The 17,118-nt window shown below is 67.6% G+C and carries 15 protein-coding genes; 4 read left to right on the forward strand and 11 right to left on the reverse strand.

Features of this window, described 5'->3' with window-relative positions:
- Positions 1-8 precede the first annotated feature (8 nt).
- Positions 9-1,040, reverse strand: a complete 1,032-nt coding sequence (locus tag AB0I35_RS31190) for an alpha/beta hydrolase family protein (protein ID WP_357399901.1) — start codon at positions 1,038-1,040, stop codon at positions 9-11.
- Positions 1,041-1,330: 290 nt separating this feature from the next.
- Between AB0I35_RS31190 and AB0I35_RS31195 the strand changes: the two genes are divergently transcribed.
- Positions 1,331-2,056, forward strand: coding sequence for a nuclease-related domain-containing protein (locus AB0I35_RS31195; RefSeq protein WP_357399902.1), 726 nt, complete (start codon positions 1,331-1,333; stop codon positions 2,054-2,056).
- Positions 2,057-2,170: 114 nt separating this feature from the next.
- On the opposite strand, the gene AB0I35_RS31200 is transcribed toward AB0I35_RS31195, so the two are convergent.
- Positions 2,171-3,304, reverse strand: a complete 1,134-nt coding sequence (locus tag AB0I35_RS31200; RefSeq protein WP_357399903.1) for a metallophosphoesterase — start codon at positions 3,302-3,304, stop codon at positions 2,171-2,173.
- A 265-nt stretch (positions 3,305-3,569) separates the two neighbouring features.
- Between AB0I35_RS31200 and AB0I35_RS31205 the strand changes: the two genes are divergently transcribed.
- On the forward strand, positions 3,570-4,883 hold the full coding sequence (locus AB0I35_RS31205; RefSeq protein ID WP_357399904.1) for a replication-associated recombination protein A: 1,314 nt from the start codon (positions 3,570-3,572) through the stop codon (positions 4,881-4,883).
- Positions 4,884-4,911: 28 nt separating this feature from the next.
- Here AB0I35_RS31205 and AB0I35_RS31210 read toward each other — a convergent pair whose 3' ends face one another.
- The 9 genes from AB0I35_RS31210 to AB0I35_RS31250 all read right to left on the reverse strand — a co-directional run bounded on the left by AB0I35_RS31210 (position 4,912) and on the right by AB0I35_RS31250 (position 14,408).
- Positions 4,912-5,355, reverse strand: a complete 444-nt coding sequence (locus AB0I35_RS31210) for a hypothetical protein (RefSeq protein ID WP_357399905.1) — start codon at positions 5,353-5,355, stop codon at positions 4,912-4,914.
- 122 nt (positions 5,356-5,477) lie between these two features.
- Entirely contained in the window at positions 5,478-6,818 is a 1,341-nt protein-coding gene (locus AB0I35_RS31215; RefSeq protein WP_357399906.1) for a UDP-glucose/GDP-mannose dehydrogenase family protein, read from the reverse strand.
- The gene (locus AB0I35_RS31220; protein WP_357399907.1) at positions 6,811-7,755 is read right to left on the reverse strand and encodes a glycosyltransferase family 9 protein; all 945 of its coding nucleotides are present in this window, start codon (positions 7,753-7,755) and stop codon (positions 6,811-6,813) included. The genes AB0I35_RS31215 and AB0I35_RS31220 overlap by 8 nt, the downstream gene beginning before the upstream one ends.
- Positions 7,756-7,837: 82 nt before the next feature.
- Positions 7,838-8,401 carry an SIS domain-containing protein gene (locus AB0I35_RS31225; protein ID WP_357399908.1) on the reverse strand — a complete coding sequence of 188 codons (564 nt, stop codon included), beginning with the start codon at positions 8,399-8,401 and terminating at the stop codon, positions 7,838-7,840.
- A 3-nt stretch (positions 8,402-8,404) separates the two neighbouring features.
- Positions 8,405-9,502, reverse strand: coding sequence for a glycosyltransferase (locus AB0I35_RS31230; protein ID WP_357399909.1), 1,098 nt, complete (start codon positions 9,500-9,502; stop codon positions 8,405-8,407).
- Entirely contained in the window at positions 9,499-11,121 is a 1,623-nt protein-coding gene (locus tag AB0I35_RS31235) for a carbamoyltransferase C-terminal domain-containing protein (protein WP_357399910.1), read from the reverse strand. Before AB0I35_RS31235 ends, AB0I35_RS31230 begins: the two co-directional genes overlap by 4 nt.
- Before the next feature lie 107 nt (positions 11,122-11,228).
- Positions 11,229-12,200 (reverse strand): UDP-glucuronic acid decarboxylase family protein, encoded by a 972-nt coding sequence (locus tag AB0I35_RS31240; protein WP_357399911.1) that lies wholly within the window; start codon positions 12,198-12,200, stop codon positions 11,229-11,231.
- A complete protein-coding gene (locus AB0I35_RS31245; RefSeq protein WP_357399912.1) occupies positions 12,197-13,408 on the reverse strand; it encodes a glycosyltransferase in 1,212 nt (403 codons plus the stop codon). The genes AB0I35_RS31240 and AB0I35_RS31245 overlap by 4 nt, the downstream gene beginning before the upstream one ends.
- 31 nt (positions 13,409-13,439) lie before the next feature.
- Entirely contained in the window at positions 13,440-14,408 is a 969-nt protein-coding gene (locus tag AB0I35_RS31250; protein WP_357399917.1) for a glycosyltransferase, read from the reverse strand.
- A gap of 177 nt (positions 14,409-14,585) precedes the next feature.
- On the opposite strand from AB0I35_RS31250, the gene AB0I35_RS31255 reads away from it, so the two are divergent.
- Both AB0I35_RS31255 and AB0I35_RS31260 read left to right on the forward strand, forming a co-directional pair.
- Positions 14,586-15,461: a glycosyltransferase gene (locus AB0I35_RS31255; RefSeq protein ID WP_357399913.1), complete on the forward strand. Its 876-nt coding sequence runs from the start codon at positions 14,586-14,588 to the stop codon at positions 15,459-15,461.
- Positions 15,462-15,464: 3 nt separating this feature from the next.
- Complete coding sequence (locus AB0I35_RS31260; protein ID WP_357399914.1) at positions 15,465-16,361, forward strand: glycosyltransferase; 897 nt, start codon at positions 15,465-15,467, stop codon at positions 16,359-16,361.
- Positions 16,362-17,118: the final 757 nt, after the last annotated feature.

Genomic DNA, 17,118 nt, shown 5'->3' on the forward strand with positions numbered 1-17,118 from the left:
GTTCGGGCTCAGAGTGTGCGGCTCCCGATCGATTGCGCCAGGAACGGCCAGGAATCGCGCAGATCGTCTTCCCAGTAGCCCCACGAATGCGTACCTACCGGCCGCTCGTCCAGAGTCACCGGGATGTCCAGCTCGCGCAATCGACGTGCGAGATTCATCGTGCAGAAGTGCACCGCGGCCTCGATCGGCCCACCGAAGGCGATCTGGATCGGCAGCGGAATTCGGCCGTCCCGCACGCGCGGATCGGTCGGCGTGTCGTGGGGTGCGGCGGGGATTCCGGTACCGGTGCTCAGGTAGATCGCGGTGCCGCGCAGCCCTTCCGCGTTGACCAGCGGATCGTTGGCCCGCCACAACGGCCCGTTGCGTGGGCCCCACATGTTCTCGACACTCTGCCCGCCGCCCCAGTTCTCCACCGTGATCCGCACGAATTCCTGCCCGATGGGGTCCGAGGTCTGAGCGCAGCCGCTGTAGGAGGCCACACTGCGCCAGAACCCCGGTTTGGCGATCGCCAGATTCAGCACCGAGGTTCCGCTCATCGAAACCCCGACCAAGGTTCGGTTGCCGTCGGCGCGCAGGAACTCCTCGATCACCGGAGGCAGCTCCTCGTTGAGGAAGGTCTGCCACTTGTTGCGCCCCAGCGCCGCATCGTCGCGCACCCAGTCGGTGTAGTAGGAGCTGGCGCCGCCGACCGGGGTGACGACGTTGACATCCTTGTCGCGCAGAAAACTGACGGCATCGGTTTGCGCGTCCCAGCCGCTCGCACCGGGGCCGCCTTGTGAGCCGTTCAGGAGGTACATCGTCGGCCGCGGATTCGAGGTGTCGGCAGCGCGGATGACCTGCAGCGGAATCGGCCTGTTCATGGCGGGGGAGTACACCGTCACGTTCAGTTGCCGGTCGCCGACCTCGTCGGCGGACAACACCCTCGCCGACTCTGGTGCCGCGGTCGCGGAGGCGACCGAGCCGCCGAGTGCGCCGACGATCAGGAGGCCGACCAGGGTCGATCTCAGGGTTGCTGTACGGATGGGACGATGTTGTCGCACTGTCGAGAACCTCTCGTGCCGGTCGCGTCCTCCGGATGAGGACATCACTTGGTGTGCCGGGGACGGCTCGGCTACGCGAAACGGCCCTAGCGGAGGTTCGGGCTGCCCCCGTCCGCGGTTTGGTCTTTCGGATAACTGGTGCGAACAGATTTCGGCGCGCCAGGTCATCGCCTCGGTGCCGCCGTTCATCGCGTTGATGCCAGGACGGTGTCCGCAGCTGTAAACCTTTGTGTGCGAACGACTTCGGGGTATCGGTGCGGCGTGCGACACTGGCACGGAGGTAGAGATCGGTGCGCGAGACCGGCCTGATGAACCCACGAGGTCGGTGGATCGGGGAGGTCGTTGTGCTGCTGTTGGTCAACCCGGATTCGGAGTTGTCTTCCGCCGAGGAGCGTTTCGCCGACTGGGTCGAGTGGAGTCCGGCCCAGCCCGGTGTGGTGTTGCTCGACGTCAACGTTCCCTACCGCGGTCACAGCCGTCAGCTCGACGCGCTGATCTTCACCCGTCAGCGGTGTATCGCGGTCGAGATCAAGGGATTCCGCAGCGTGCAGCACGGGACGTTGATCATTCCGCCGAACGGGCCGTGGGTGATGGACGACGGTGAGGTCGCCGACATCTACGGCAACGACTACAACCACGACCCCGTCGGCCAGGTCCGCACGAACTCCTTGGCGGTGAAGAACTGGGCAACCAGCGCGACCCGGCGGCCCTGCTTCGTCTGGGGCCTGGTCGTGGTGATGCTGCTCCCCGGGCAGGACGTTCCGTCGCTGGAGGTCGACGCCCATCCGGAGAAGACCGACATCATCGTCGAAGACTTCGACGTGTTCCGGTACTACCTGCACCGGTTGGACGACCAGAAGGTGCAGTGGGACGCGGACCGGGTGCATACCCTGCTGGCACGTCTCGGTGTCGCGCATCGCTATGACGGCCGTCGGGAGACGATCGCTGCCGCGCTCGGCGAACCTGTCCACCCCGACGACGGTGTTCCCGGCGCGACTCCACTGCGCCGCTACTGAAAGGGCGGAACAAGCCTGTTCTGCCGGCCGCAGTGTCCGACGAAGCCGGTACGGTCGCCCTCGGTGAACATCGGATGCCGAGAGATCAGCGCGGGCTCAGGAGCTGTCGCACCGTCACCTCTGCGGACGCAGGACCAGCACGGTGATCTCGCTGGGCGCGAACACTCGCATCGGCGGTCCCCAGTACCCGGTACCACGGCTGGTGTAGAGCTGGGTGCCGTTCGCGTGGCTGCTCAATCCGGAGACGACCGGCTGGTCGAGTCGGACCAGGTAATGGAAGGGCCAGATCTGACCGCCGTGGGTGTGTCCGGAGATCTGCAGTTCCACCCCCGCCGCCGAACTGTCGGCGACCTGACTGGGCTGATGCGCGAACAGAATCACCGGCAACCGCGGGTCGGTGCCCGTGAGCGCGCCCGCGAGATCAGGGCCGTGGCCCGGCACATCCTCGCCCGTAGGGTCGTCGATCCCGGCAACGGTCAATCTGTCCCCGTCGCGTTCGACGGTCCGGTGCGCGTTGTGCAGCGGCTGCCACCCGATCGAGGCCATGTAGTCCAGCCACGACTGGGCATCGTCGAGGTACTCGTGATTGCCGGTGATGTAGAACCGCCCCAGCGGCGCCTGCACCCCGGCGAGCGGAGCGACCTGATGGCGCCGTTCGTCCACCGAGCCGTCGACGAGGTCACCCGCCAGTCCCACGATGTCGGGCCGCTGCGCGTTGACCTCCTCGACCACCCGTCGCGACCAGCCCTCCCGATCCAGCGCCGCGAAGTGGGTGTCGGTGAGCACCACCACCCGCAGTCCGTCGAGGCCCGGCGCCAGCCCCGGTATCGCGACGTCGACGGTGCGCACCTGCGGCACCCGTCGCGCCTCGTAGACGCCGTATCCGGTCAGCACGACCGACACCACCACCACGGCGAGCGCGACAACTCGACTCGTCTCAACTCCCCGTGCACCGATCATCCTCAGTCCACCACGGACCACCAGCCCGATCACCGACCAGCTGAACAGCACCCACACCACACCCAGCAGGACGTCCCCGACGATCGCTGCCGAGTCGATCCGCGGCGGCCCGTGCCCGAGGATCAGCGCGACCGGCAGACAGATGTACCCGGCGACGAAAGCCGCGGTACCGACCCGGTACAGCGCACCACTGCGCTCGGTAGGGGCAGCGATCAGCGCCCACCACGGCACAGCGAGCATCACCGCCGGAATCAACACGATCAGTACCAGCAACACAGCGGAGCTCACGAAATCCCGTTCTTCACAAGGCACCCCCGGGACGGGACGCGGTTTCGGCGTGACACGGCTATTGTGCGACAACGCGAGATGTCGATGACGACCGGTAGCTTCGGAAAGGCAGCGCGATGACCCTTTCGGGGGAGCAGCTTCAGCAGGTCGCCCGCGAGACCGCGGGTGCGCTCGCCCACGTCAGCCACGGGGCGCCCGTTCACCCCGCACCTCGATGCGTGGAAGGTGACTTCTACGACCCGGCCGCCGGCGCAGGGAAGAAATCGTGAGCGAAGCGCCGCCGTCGCTGTTCGAGGCCGACGACGCTTCTCGCCCCTTGGCGGACCGGCTGCGACCTCGGACCCTGACCGATGTCGTCGGTCAGGACCATCTGCTGGCCGAGGACGCCCCGATCGGCCGGATGGTCGCCGCGCACCGGTTGGCGTCGATGATCCTGTGGGGCCCGCCCGGCTGCGGGAAGACCACCATCGCCCGGCTCCTCGCCGAGCGGACCGACCTCACCTTCGAGCCGTTGTCGGCGACGTTCTCCGGTGTCGCGGATCTGCGGAAGGTGTTCCACGCGGCGCAGCGACGGAAAGAGGTCGGACAGGGCACGCTGCTGTTCGTCGACGAGATCCACCGCTTCAACCGTGCACAGCAGGACTCGTTTCTGCCCTATGTCGAGGACGGCACGATCGTCCTCGTCGGCGCGACCACGGAGAACCCCAGCTTCGAACTCAACGGCGCATTGCTGTCGCGCTGTCAGGTATTCGTCCTGAGACGCCTCGACGCCACCGCCCTGCGCGCGCTCATCGGTCGGGCCGAAACCCTTCTGGGCCCGCTGCCACTCGACGACGACGCCCGGCAGGCGCTCGTCGCGATGGCGGACGGGGACGGCCGGTACTTGCTGAACATGATCGAGCAGGTGCAGGCGTTGCCCGCACCCGTCGACCCGCTCGCTCTCGCCGCCGCGGTGCAGAAACGGGCACCGCTGTACGACAAGTCGCAGGAAGGCCACTACAACCTCATCTCCGCGCTCCACAAATCGATGCGCGGCTCCGACCCCGATGCGGCTCTGTACTGGTTGGCGCGGATACTCGACGGTGGCGAGGACCCGTTGTTCATCGCCCGCCGCATCACCCGATTCGCCACCGAAGACATCGGTCTTGCCGATCCCGCCGCGGTGCAGCAGGCCCTCGCCGCATGGGATGTGTACGAACGGCTCGGCTCACCCGAAGGCGAACTCGCGATCGCGCAGGCGGTGCTCTATCTGGCGACCGCGCCGAAGTCGATCGGGGTGTACCGCGGCTTCGGCAAAGCCCGCGCCGCGGCGAAGAGCACCGGCTCGCTGATGCCACCGGCGCACATTCTCAACGCCCCGACCCGGCTCATGAAAGACCTTGGTTACGGGGCGAACTACCAGTACGACCCCGACACCGAGACCGGCTTCTCCGGGGCGAACTACTTCCCCGACGGCATGCCACGGCAGACCTTCTACGAGCCGACCACCGGCGGATACGAGGCAGCGATCACCGAACGACTCCGCCACTGGGCGCGACTCCGCGAGGACAGCGACCCCGGCGCCGACACCGACCGATGACGCCTGTGGATTCTCAGAGCCTCGGATTTCAGTGGTGTAGTGGGAAGTTGGCTCGGATGATGTTGTGCGGATCGCGGGTTGTTTTGATCTGCCGCAGGCGCGCAAGGGTTTCCGGGTCGAAGGCGGCTGAAGCCGTCTCGCCGGGGGCGAGGAAGGTGTAAGGCTTGGAGCCGGTGATGTGGGGCCGAGGGCGTCGAGGATTCCGGTGAACCTGGTCTGGATGGCGTCGAGCAGGTGTGGAAGGCCGAGGCCCAGCACGTAGAGCGCGTACGGCTCGGTGCCCGGTTGTTTGCGTGACCACTTGCCGGTTCGTGCTGCGCGCGAACTTCACCACGTCGGCGGCGTCGTGGGCGTCGGCGACAGCGACGACGCCCGAAACCGGCTGCGCCACCGCCAGATTCCACGGCTGCCCGGCCAGGTCGAATCCCGCGTCACCGGGCAGCAGCACACGTCCACGGACCGCACTACGCATTCCTCGATACCCGTTGCCATGTCCTCGCTTGCTGTTGCTGTGGTCTCAGGTCGCTGCCTGGTCGACGACGGAAGGCAGGGCGCCGAAGGACGAAAGCCGCAAGGGCGCCGAACCGACCCCGGTTACTTCGACCGATCCCCGAGTCCGGCGGGGACGGATGACCCGATGCCCGACACCGTGAACCCTGTGCCGCTCAGTAGTTGTTCATCGAGCAGGTTGCGGGTGTCCACGATGACGGGGTGGTCGACGGCGTCGGCGATCTTGTTCCAGTCGAGGGTCCGGAACTCGGGCCACTCGGTGAGGATGAGGATCGCGTTGGCATCCTTCGCGGCGAGGTAGGGGTCGTCGACGACCTGGATTCCATCGGGGCCCGCCGCGAGGTCGTGTGCGCCGGATTGCGGCACGCACGGGTCGTATGCCGTCACGAGGGCGTCGTGGTGGGAGAGCTGACGAGCGATGGCGACGGCGGGGGAGTCGCGTAGGTCGCCCGTCCCGGCTTTGAACGCGAGTCCGAATACCCCGATCCGCATGCCCGCGAGGGAGCCGTCGACCGTGCCGGTGACCGCGCGCCGGACCTTGCGCAAGACCATCGCGCGCTGGTGGTCGTTGGCGCGCACAGCGTCGCGGACGATGGCGAAGTCCACACCGAAGGCCTGTGCTGCCGCCAACAGGGCGCGGGTGTCCTTGGGCAGGCACGAACCGCCCCAACCGGGTCCGGGTGCGAGGAACGCCGGCCCGATCCGCGCGTCCATGCCCATCGCGTCGGTGACCTTCGAAATGTCGGCGTCGACGTGTTCGCACAGTTCGGCCATCGTGTTGACGAAGGAGAGTTTGACCGCGAGAAACGCGTTGCTGGCGTACTTGGCGAGTTCGGCGCTGGCCGTGTCGGATCGCAGGACCGGCGCATCCGTTCCCTCGTAGAGGCCGGCGACGTGCTCGGCCGCCTCGTGATCCGGCTCATCCGCACCGACGACGACGCGGTCGGGGTGCAGGAAGTCGTGCACCGCGTAACCCTCGCGCAGGAATTCCGGATTGCTGACGACCGGATGCCGGTGACCGGTCAGCGCCGGGATGCGCGTCGCGGTGCCGACAGGGACGGTGGACTTGGTGACGAGCACGCAACCCGGAGGCAGAATCGGACTCAGGTTCACCAGCGCGTCCTCGAGGATGCCGAGATCCGCTGTGCCGTCTGGGCCCATGGGCGTGGGAAGGCACAGCAGGACTACTTCGGACTCGGCCAGTGACTGCGGGTCGGAAGTGAAGGTCAAGCGGTCCTCGGCGAGTCCTTCGCGGACCAGTTCCGGTAGGCCCGGTTCGACGATCGTGACGGTGCCCGCGCGGAGCGCTTCGACCTTGGATTCGTCGTTGTCCAGACAGGTCACATGATGGCCGAGATGTGCCAGGCAAGCGGCACTGGTGAGGCCGACATAGCCCGCACCGACCACACCCACGCGGTTACCCATGGCGCGCCTCCTGTCCGATCAGTGTCGCCGCGGTCGAAAGCACTTGTTGCGGTGTGATGGAGAGCAGTCCGGGATCCGGCCGGTCGGCATGTGGATCGCCGACTACGCCAGCCCAGAGCGTGATGTGGCTGCGCGCGTCGGTGGGTGGCCCCCACGCACGCGGTGGGGTCGGTCCGAACAGCAGGACCGACGGTGTGCAGAAGGCGGTGGCGAGATGGCCGACACCGGTGTCGCCGCAGACCACCAGAGCCGCGTCGGCGACGATCGCGGCGAGTTCGGCCAAGTCGGTACGGCCGGCATACACCGCGGAGGGCGGTAGTCCCGCATCGCGTGCGACCGCGGTCGCCAACGGGATCTCATCCGCCGAACCGGTGACCACCACGCGATGGCCATCGGCGCTGAGCTCCCGGGCCACCGTCGCGAAATGTTCGGCCGGCCACCGTCGCGCGTACGACGCCGCGCCGGGATGGACCACGATCACGTTCGACTCCGCGGCGGCGATATCCGGCGGGGGCAGCGCCAGCGCGCGCGGATCGGTGTCGATGCGCGCGTACGCCAGCAGTCGGCACCACCGCTGCACCTCGTGCAGTTCCGCGGACCACCGGGGGCCGGGGAGCTCGGGAAAATCCGGGTGCCGATGAGTCAGCATCGTGGCGGGGCGCACCGCCACCAGGTCCCGAATGCTCTGCGGCCCACTGCCGTGCAGGTTAACCGCCATCCTGGGTGCTGCGCCGCTCCACCGCAGGGCGCCCAAGCGCGGAGTCGGCAGCAACTCGTCGACCGCGTCGATCAGGTCGACCAAGGGGCGCAGTGGCTCCGGCGCGGCGAGCACCACGCGATCATCGGGATACGCGGTCCGCAGCCCACGCAGGGCGGGCACGATCGTCAGCAGGTCGCCGAGGCCGAGCGCGCGGAGCACGAGAATCGTGCTGGTCAAGGCCACAACCTCGCATCCGTCGTGCGCCGTGGGTACCACTGCGAGCTCGCCGCCGTGCGCGCGCCGACCACGACCACGAGCTTCATGTCGGAATTCCCAGCGCCTCGTCGAGCGATTCGCACAGCGCGTGCACCATGACCAGATGCACCTCCTGCACGGTGGCCGTACACGGCGCGTCGACCGGCAGCGCGTCGTCGCAGAGCGCGGCGAGGGGATTGGGCGCGGGTCCGGTCATCGCCCAGGTGGTGACGCCTATCTCCTGCGCGGCCTTGGCCGCCGCGACCACGTTCTGGCTGGTCCCGCTGGTGGACAGCAGCACGAGCACGTCTCCGGTCCGGCCGTGTGCCCGGACCTGACGCGCGAACAGTTCGGCCTCGCCGTAATCGTTCACGATCGCGGTGCCCGCGGAGGTGTCGGCGTGCAGCGCGATCGCCGAGAGCGGCCGTCGTTCGTTGCGGAAACGCCCGACCAGTTCCGCGGTCAGATGCTGGGCTTCGGCGGCGCTGCCGCCGTTGCCACAGGCAAGCAATCTGCCACCGTTGTCGAATACCTCGGCCAGTTCACGACCCCATCGGCGAAGTCCGGGTGCCAAGGAACGGTTCCGCTCCAACGCACTGGACAAGACGGCGAAATGATCCTCGTTCATGGCCTACCTCCTGTTCGCGGACTCACTTCCGGCGGTGAGTTCTTCTGCCACCGAGACCATCGACGGATCGGCGAGGTCGGGAACATCCCCGATGACGGCGTCGTCCCGGTCGAACTGCGAGGTCGGCGGTGAGGTGGGCGTCGCGTGGCGATGCCGTATTTCGCCGCGGAACCGATACCAGCACGCGGCAGGCGGAATCAGCGCACTGGTCACCGCCATTCGCCCGATCTCACCTGCGGTTCGAGGGCCCTGCGCGATTCGGCGCGCGGCGAATTCGGTCGTGAGCGCCGCCCATGCCGCCGCGAAACCGAGCGCCGAGCGCTGACGGCCCGCCACGCCGGAACTCACGGCGGCCGCGCCCAGTGCGGTGGTGAACGCGTGGCGGCCGAGCATGCCGGGTCGTTCGCCGATCCGCTGCCGCCACCGAGGGCCGAACTTTCGCCGCATCAGCGCGTTGTCGTAGTTTCCCCGTTGGGCTCGAACACTGGCCATCGGCCCCGACTTGCGCGTCGGATGGCTGGTGACCCGCTCTCCGTGGGCGATCCGGTAACCGGCCAGGCATACCCGCATCGCCAGATCGGCGTCTTCGCGAAAGGCACGGGGAAAGCGTTCGTCGAAACCGTCGACCGCGAGCAGCGCCGCTCTGCGGTAGGCCATGTCGGCGGTGATCCAGCGCGCGACGGTCAAGCCCGCCGTTCCCCGTTCCTCATCGGTCGGTTTGCGATCGGCCGGCAGCGGCACCTCGATGTGCGCGGTGGAAGCGGCCGTCGTCTCATCGAGACCCGCGAGATCCTCGGCCAAACGGTGGGGCCAATCGGGTGTGGTGACGACATCGTCGTCGAGGAAGGCCACCCAGGTCCCCGATGCGTGCCGCCAGCCGACATTTCGCGCGGCGGCCGGTCCGCGACCACCGGAGTGGAGCACCCGCACCGGCGGCGAGGTATCCACCAGTGGAAGTTCCCCGCCGTGGGGGCGGTCGTCGACGACGATGATCTCCCTGGGCGGCGGACCGGTGGCGGCGGCGAGCGCGCCCAGCAATACCCGCAGGCTCTCGCGGCCTGTGGTCGGTATGACGATGCTGTAGTCGAGGGGCGAATTCATCGGCGCCGCACCAGGAACGGGCCGATGGCGAGCAGATCGATCGGCGCGGAACCGAAGCATTCGAGTGCGTCGCGGGGGGAATCGACCATCGGTCTGCCCGCGGTGTTGAGGCTCGTGTTGACCACAACGGGCACACCGGTGCGCTTGTCGAATTCCGAGAGCATCCGGGCCAGTAGCGCATTGTCGGCGGGGTCGACTGTCTGCACCCGCGCGGTGCCGTCGACGTGGGTGACCGCCGGAATCCGGTCGCGCCAGTCGGCGGCGACATCGTGGACGAACAACATGTAGGGACTGGGCAGCGGCCCGCGTGAGAAGATCTCGGGCGCCCGGTTCGCGAGCACCATCGGGGCCACCGGCCGGAACTGCTCGCGGCCCTTCACGTCGTTGAGTCGCTCGAGGTTCGCTGCCCGACCGGGGTGGGCCAGCAGCGAGCGCTGCCCGAGCGCACGAGGGCCGAATTCGGCGCGGCCCTGGAACCAGGCGACGATGCCGTCGTCGGCCAGGGCTTGCGCCACATCGGCCGCCACATCGTCCGAGCGGGTGTATCGGATCTTCGCCGCACGGAGAATGGATTCGAGTTCGGAGTCGCTCCATTCACGGCCCAGGTCGGCGCCGCGCATCGGGGCGACGGGTTCACCGAACTCCGCGGCCAATTGCAATGCCGCGCCCAGCGCGGTGCCTGCGTCGCCCGCGGCCGGCTGGACCCAGACGTTGTCGAACGGGCCTTCGTCGTGCAGGCGTGTATTGGCCACACAGTTCAAGGCGATACCGCCTGCCAGCGTGAGGTTGCGTTGACCCGTCTGCTGATGCAGCCATGTAATCAGCTCGAGCAGCACGTCCTCCAGCCGGCGCTGGACGGTCGCGGTCAGGTCGGCGTGCTCGCTGCCGAATTCGCCGCCGTGCCCGGCCGGTGCGAAGCTCTCCCACGGCACCGGTTCGGTACGAAATCCACCGTCACCGGTGGTGTAGAGCAGTTCCCGGAACCGGTCGAGAAATCGCGGCTTGCCATAGGAGGCCAGGGCCATGACCTTGTACTCGTCGCTGGAGCGCTCGAATCCGAGGTGTTGGGTGAGATCCTCGTACATCAACCCCAGCGAATGCGGCAGCCGCTGGGACGCCAGTTCCACGAATTTGCCGTCCCGGTATTCCCCGGCCAGATAGGACGTGCTCTCCCCGCGTCCGTCGGCGACCAACACCGCCGAATCGCCCAGCGGCGCCGCCAGCGCCGTCGACGCCGCGTGCGCGACGTGATGGCGGACGAAGCGGACGACGCCTGGATCCAGACCGGGTAACGCGGCGCGCAGAAAGGCGGGCGCGCGGCGGGCGTAATCCGTTCGAGTCTGCTCGCTCTGCTGGTCGAGACCGCCGAGCGAATGATCGACCAGGCCCGGATCGTAGGAGTAACCCACCGCGTCGAGCTGATCGGGACGTATGCCTGCCTGCGCCAAGCACCACGCGGCCGACTGCTCGGGCAGCTCCCACGTCGAGAACGGCACCGGTCTCTTACCGTGCTTGCGGCGGCTGAACCGTTCCTCTTCCGCCGCCGAGACGATTTCGCCGTCCACGATCAGCGCCGCGGCGGGATCGTGGAACACTGCGTTGATTCCGAGAATGCGCAACGGCTCGCCTTTCTCATCGAGGGGGCGGGAGGTTGCGCCTCCGCCGCTACCTGCGTACGCGCTACCCGGGTAAGTCGGGGCTAAACCGTCCGCGCGACGCCGCATCGTCAGCGCATGGGCTGCTCGACGAACGCCGAGGGCTGCCGGGCGAACCACTCGATCGTGCGGCGCAACCCCTCGGTCCGGGTGATCATCGGCTGCCAGCCCAATTCGCGTTGTGCCAGCGAGATGTCCGGGCAGCGCCGCTTCGGATCGTCGACCGCCTCCTCGATGTATTCCAGCGTCGAGGAGCTGTCGGTGGCGATGCGGATCTCTTCGGCGAGCGCCCGCACGGACAACTCGTGCGGATTACCGATGTTGATCGGTCCGGGATGACCGGACCCGGCCAATGCGCGTAACCCGAGCACGGTGTCCTCGACGTAACAGAGCGAACGGGTCTGCTCACCGGTGCCCGCCACGGTCAGTGGTGCGTTCGCCAACGCGCGCGCGATGAACGTCGGCACCACGCGGCCGTCGTCGGCGCGCATGCGTGGCCCGTAGGTGTTGAAGATCCGGGCGATGCCGGTATCGACCCCCCGCTCGCGGCGGTATGCCATCGTCAACGCTTCGGCGTACCGCTTGGCTTCGTCGTACACGCTGCGCGGTCCGATGGAATTGACGTTGCCCCAATAACTCTCGGGCTGAGGATGCACCGCGGGATCGCCGTAGACCTCGCTCGTGGACGCGAGTACGAAACGCGCGTGATCCCGCTCGGCCAGGTCGAGAGCGTTGGTCGTGCCCAGCGAGCCGGCTCGCAGCGTCTCGATCGGTAACCGCAGATAGTCCGGCGGCGAGGCGGCCGACGCGAGATGGTAGATGACGTCGAAGGAGCCGATGTCGGGCAACGGCTCGGTGACGTCGTGCCGCAGCAGTTCGAAGCCCGGCCGATTCAGTAGCCCTGCCACATTCTCGGGGGTGGAGGTGGCGAAGTTGTCGACAGCGACGACGTCGGTGCCCGCCGTGAGGAGTTGCTCGCACAGATGGGATCCGACGAAACCACAACCGCCGGTGACCAACGCGCGCGTCGCGGCGGTACTCACTGTGCTTGCTTTCGCTCGTCGGCGACGCGTCCGCCCGCGGTCCGGCGATAGGCGCGCAGCGTCTCCACCGCGACCCGGTCCCACGAATAGCGCGTATGGACGCGTTCGTGTCCGGCAGCACCGTACCGGGCTCGGAGTGCGGGCGCGTCGATCAGTTCGCGGATCGCCGCTGCCGACCCGGAGGGATCACGCGGGGGAACCAACGTGCCGGTGCCGCCGTCGACGACGGTGTCGATGAGACCGCCGACCGCGGCGGCCACGACGGGGACACCGCACGCCATGGCCTCGAGGGGGGTGATGCCGAACGGCTCGTACCACGGTGTGCACACCGCGACGTCGGCCGAACGCAACAGGGGAGCCATCTGCGTTCGAGGCACCTGGCCGAGCATGTGTAGCCGGTCGCCGACGCCGAGGTTGTCGGCCAACCTCAGCAGTCGCCGCGCTTCCGGGTCGTCGGCCAGTCGGCCGGTTGGTCCGCCGACCAGCACCAGTTCGGTCCCGGCCAGCTCCGCGAGGGCGGTGACCGCGACGTCGAAACCCTTTCGCGGCACGAGTCGCCCCACACTGATGAGGCGGTGTTCGGCTGTCCTCGCGGCTTTCGGGCCAATGGGGGAGAACTGGTCGAGGTCCACGCCGCAGGGAACCACCGACGTCCGGCGGCGCGGAACACCCATGCGAGCGAGCTCGAACACTTCGTCGGTGCAGGTGGCGATGATTCGGTCTGCCCGCTCGGCCACCTGCTGTTCCAGCCGCAGCCGGTCGGGCGGGCTGGTGTCGGCGTTGCCCTGATACCGACGTTTCACGACACCCAGTGCGTGAAAAGTCTGTACCACCGGGATATCGGTGTCCCGAACCGCGGCCAGAGCGGCCAGACCCGACATCCAGAAATGGGCGTGCACCACGTCGGGGCACCCTTCGCGCCACCGCGCGCGCAGGAAATTCCCGAATTCCGGCATATAGGGCAGAAGTTCGTCCTTCGGCACGGGATGCGCGGGTCCCGCCGGAACGTGCACCACGCGATAACCCGGTGCGGTGGTAACACTGTCGGGCACCCGAGCGCTCTCGCGCCGCGTGTACACCGTGACGTCGTGACCCTGTCGGCACAGGGCTGCGGACAACTCCGCGACGTGCACGTTCTGCCCACCGGCATCGACGCCACCCAAGGTGGCGAGCGGGCTGGCGTGTTCGGACACCATCGCGATCTTCATGTTTGCGCCTTTCCTGACCTGGATGCCGCCGCTATTCGGTGATCTCGGCCAGTAGGCGATCCCAGCGATGCAGGAAGCTCTCGAGGCCGTAGTGCTCCAGCGCGAACTGCCGTCCCGATTTCCCCGCGAGCACCGCCAGATCGGGTTCGTGGAGCAATTCGCGAAATCTCGCGGTGAGGGTGGTGACGTCCGTGGAGAGAGCGCCTGCCTCGGGCGGTACCGCGCTGACGGCCTCGGTGGTCGCCAGTGCCACCACCGGCATCCCGAGGTGCATGGCTTCCAGCAGCGACAGCCCGAGCGAGGTCCACCGCGCGGTGTGCAGGTAGACGCGTCTCTCGGCCATCTCGGGATGCAATGCCGACTGCCGCAGATCCGCTATCCCGTTGATCGGATGCGCGGTCGGCCCCTGCGGCCGGAAGTCCTGCGCGCCGATCCCGTAGAGATCGACCGGACCTTCGCGCGCGAAGCGTGCCAGCAGATCGCTGCCGGTGATCCGCCCGCGCCGCATCGGCTCGTTGATCAGCGCCACACCGTGGGGCAGTTCGCCGGTGTAGAGCTCGCCGGGATCCACGATGCCGTGGGGGATGACACGCGTGGGCGCTGTGCCGTTGTCCCACATCACCTCGTTGAAGTGGGTGACGTGCACGACCGGTATATCGGTTCGATCCGCCATCGGGTGCGCGGTGAGCGCCGCGCTGGGACGTGGGGTGTTGTGCTCCACATAGACGGCGGGGATGTCGACGCCGGGTCGCCGCCCGAGCCATCGATGCGCGAGGTCGATCTCCTCGGGACGCTGCAGCACGAGCACATCCACCTCGATGTCGCGCAACGCGCCGACGGTGACCTCTTCGGCATTCGGCCAGTCACGTCCGCACCGGCCCAGGCCCCAGGGTCCGGGCTCGTCGGTCACCGGTAACAGATAGCGATGCGGCCCGTGGACGAACGCGGTAGTCCACGAGCCGTGCACATGCCACAGAAGAATTCTGCGCGGGCTGATCATGCCGTAGTTCTTGCCGTTCGCCGCGTAATCAAACCGCGCGGTGCCCCGCTGATTGGCGCGGCGGACACCGGGTATGTGTCGAGGCATGTGCGTATTCGTCATCGGATGGGCAAATATCTGCACGATGGACGCATCGATTTCGGAGTCGCTCGAGGAGCTGCTGCCGGGGCGGGAGTCATGAGTACGGGCAAGATCACGGTCGTCATCGCCACTCGAAATCGCGCGCCGGAATTGGCGAGAACGCTCACCGAGTTGTGCACGCTGCGACCACGCCCGGCGATCGTCGTACTCGACAACGCTTCCGACGACAACACCGCCGATACAGCCGAAACATTTCCGGGCGTACACGTTGTCCGGTTGGCCGACAATCGTGGAGCGGCCGCCCGCAATCTCGGCGTGGCGATCGCCCGAACACCGTACGTCGCCTTCAGCGACGACGACTCCTGGTGGGCAGGTGACGCGCTCGCCGAAGCCGAACGGATATTGGATTCCTATCCGCAGGTGGGCCTGATCGCCGGGCGCACCCTCGTCGGCTCGGAACACCGAGACGACCCCGTCAACGAACTGATGGCCGACAGTCCGCTCGGACACGATCCGGACCTTCCCGGCCCCTCGGTTCTCGGCTTCCTGGCGTGTGCGGCGATCGTGCGGAAAGAGGCGTACGCGCAGGCCGCGGGATTCAGCCCACTGCTGCATTTCGGTGCCGAGGAACGATTGCTCTCGCTCGACCTGGCCGCCCGCGGTTGGCATCTGTGTTACGTGCCGACGGTGCGAGCGCATCACCACCCCTCCACCCACCGACCCCCGCAGTCGTGGCGGCGGCGGGCCGAACAGCGCAACAACGCCTTGATCACCTGGATGCGGCGACCACTACGGCAGTGCGCCGCGGAGTCGATCGGCCTGGTTCGCCGGATCGTGCGCGAGCCGCAGACGCTGTTGACCGTCGCCCAGATCGTCCAACGGCTGCCGAAAGCGTTGGCGCAGCGGCGTCGGCTGCCCCCGGAGATCGAAATCCGAGCCAGGACACTCGAACTCGCCCACGCTAGGAGCTGACCGATGTCGACACATCGGATGACGGTTGTCATCATCACCCGTGACCGACGTGACCAGTTGCTGCAGACCCTCGCGCACATGACCGCGCTGCCCGACGCGGCACCGATCATCCTCGTCGACAACGGTTCCGCCGACGGCACAGCCGACGCGGTCGCGGCGAACTACCCACAGGTGCACTTGATCCGCTCCGCCGAAAACCTGGGCGCTCTCGGTCGAAACCTCGCCGTCGAACGGGTGCGAACGCCCTACGTGGCCTTCTGTGACGACGACACCCGCTGGCAGCCCGGTGCGCTGACTCGCGCGGCGGATCTGCTCGACGAGTATCCCGGCCTGGGATCGGTGACAGGACGCTGTCTCGTGGCACCCGACCTGCGCGAAGACCCGATCACTCCCGAATTCCGCGATTCGCCGATCTCCGGCCCCGACTGGCTGCCCGGGCCCGCGCTCCTGGGAGTGATGGCAGGCCTGTCCGCCTTCCGCGTGCGCGCGTTCGAGGAAGTGGGTGGCTTTTCCCGGCGCCTGTGGTTCGCGGGCGAGGAAGAACTGCTCGCGTTGGATCTCGCGGCGCGCGGATGGTGGATGTGCTGGGTGGAGGACATGATCATCCATCACGAGCCCTCCCGCACCCGCGACGCCACCCACCGTCGCGGGCTCGGAATCCGCAACACCCTGTGGACCCTGTGGTTACGCCGACCGGCCCGCAGCGCGGCCCGCCGTACCGCCGTCGTCCTCAGATCGGCCCCCGCCGATCGCACGACAGCCGCCGCCGTATTCGCGGCCCTACGCGGGCTGCCATGGGTATTGCGCGAACGAAAGGTCCTGCCCGCCCAGGTCGAAGCGGGCCTCGTCCTGCTGGAAGCCTCGCAACGCGACTCGCCCGCCCGCCGCTACGTCGGCTAGTCGGTACCTACGATCTGCCCGATCGCACGTTCGACGGGCCGACGCGGTAAGCCAAGCGATCTCCTGACCACGCGATCACGCCCGCGAACCGGCCGAAAAACTAACCCCTCCGACCGAGGGCAAAGGGTTTCCATAGTCGGGGTTTTCATAGTCGGGCTGACGGGATTTGAACCTGCGAGTCACTCGACGACGGTTCGGGTCAACTGGATTGTCGTCAACAGTACCCAAAGGTGTTTCGGCGGGTGGTAGTGGATTTGGTGCAGCCGGTTCGGCGGGCGTAGGGAATCCATTGTTGCCCGGCGAGAGAGCCGTGTTCGGTGAGGGTGATGGAGAACTTGCTGGGTCGAAGGACCCCGTCGATGCCGATCTGGCCTGGTCCTGATCCTCGAGCAGCGTCTGCCGTGCGGGCGGGATCGACGAGGTGAGCCTGCTGGTGTACCCGGAGGCATGTCGTGGCGGCGGTCTCCGGGCACCAGCGGGTGCACTCGGCGCGCAGTGGTACTGCAGTCTGGAGCCGACACAGGACGGCGACGCCTCGAGGTAGGAGTACGGGGCATCAGCGGTGTCAGGGCGGCACGAGTTCTCTTGCTTGCCGGCTCGGGCTGAAGTCCGAGCATCGCGCATCACCGGTCTCGACCGTCCGTCGGAGAGGCCGTCGAAAAATGAGCGATACGCGCGTCACCACCCGATTGCAGCGCAACGCGTACTGATAACAGGGCCATTCATGCAGGTAGAAGCTCTTTTAGTGCAGTGCGAT

The sequence above is a fragment of the Nocardia sp. NPDC050378 genome (genome assembly GCF_040655675.1).
GTDB lineage: Bacteria > Actinomycetota > Actinomycetes > Mycobacteriales > Mycobacteriaceae > Nocardia > Nocardia coubleae.

Bases quoted from the DNA above. Each gene is read 5' to 3' on its own strand.
- AB0I35_RS31210 (WP_357399905.1), bottom strand. From the start codon at position 5,355: ATGCGTAGTGCGGTCCGTGGACGTGTGCTGCTGCCCGGTGACGCGGGA.
- AB0I35_RS31215 (WP_357399906.1), bottom strand. From the start codon at position 6,818: ATGGGTAACCGCGTGGGTGTGGTCGGTGCGGGCTATGTCGGCCTCACC.
- AB0I35_RS31225 (WP_357399908.1), bottom strand. From the start codon at position 8,401: ATGAACGAGGATCATTTCGCCGTCTTGTCCAGTGCGTTGGAGCGGAAC.
- AB0I35_RS31230 (WP_357399909.1), bottom strand. From the start codon at position 9,502: ATGAATTCGCCCCTCGACTACAGCATCGTCATACCGACCACAGGCCGC.
- AB0I35_RS31245 (WP_357399912.1), bottom strand. From the start codon at position 13,408: ATGAAGATCGCGATGGTGTCCGAACACGCCAGCCCGCTCGCCACCTTG.
- AB0I35_RS31250 (WP_357399917.1), bottom strand. From the start codon at position 14,408: ATGATCAGCCCGCGCAGAATTCTTCTGTGGCATGTGCACGGCTCGTGG.
- AB0I35_RS31255 (WP_357399913.1), top strand. From the start codon at position 14,586: ATGAGTACGGGCAAGATCACGGTCGTCATCGCCACTCGAAATCGCGCG.
- AB0I35_RS31260 (WP_357399914.1), top strand. From the start codon at position 15,465: ATGTCGACACATCGGATGACGGTTGTCATCATCACCCGTGACCGACGT.